1 protein-coding gene is annotated in these 574 nt (G+C 59.1%); it reads right to left on the bottom strand.

Annotated elements, in window-relative coordinates; translation table 11 throughout:
* Positions 1 to 72 precede the first annotated feature (72 nt).
* Positions 73 to 574: carbohydrate ABC transporter permease (locus tag PIB16_RS26695; protein ID WP_271046379.1), on the bottom strand; the 502-nt coding region annotated here is incomplete at its 5' end.

Below are 574 nucleotides of genomic sequence, written 5' to 3'. Positions count from 1 at the left end.
CGGGATGACCTTTGCCTCACCGAAGAGCTTGGACACGTTCTGAAGGGAAATGCTGCCCATGTTTGTCGTTCCTTATTTCACGGCGCCAAAGGTCAGGCCACGCACGAGTTGCTTCTGCGAGAACCAGCCGATGACGAGAATTGGGGCGATCGCCATCATCGAGGCGGCCGAGAGTTTTGCCCAGAACAGCCCCTGTGGGCTCGAGAAGGAGGCGATGAAGGCCGTCAGCGGGGCTGCATTGGTGGTCGTCAGCCGGATGGTCCAGAAGGATTCGTTCCAGGCGAGGATGACGTTGAGGAGCAGCGTCGAGGCAATGCCCGGAACCGCCATCGGGGTCAGTACATGGACGATCTCGTTCCACAAGGATGCGCCATCCATGCGGGCGGCTTCCAGAATCTCGCCGGGAATTTCCCGGAAGTAAGTGTAGAGCATCCAGATGACGATCGGCAGGTTGATGAAGGTCAGCATGATGGTGAGCCCGATGCGGGTATCGAGCAGGCCGGCATTGCGGAAGATCAGATAGATCGGCACCAGCACGGCGACGGCTGGCATCATCTTGGTGGAGAGCATCCAC

This window comes from Agrobacterium sp. ST15.13.015, assembly GCF_027871645.1.
In the GTDB taxonomy this organism is placed as follows: Bacteria; Pseudomonadota; Alphaproteobacteria; order Rhizobiales; family Rhizobiaceae; genus Agrobacterium; species Agrobacterium leguminum.
The sequence above is the reverse complement of the archived record's forward strand: the minus strand, read 5'-3'. Positions and strand labels throughout refer to the sequence as shown.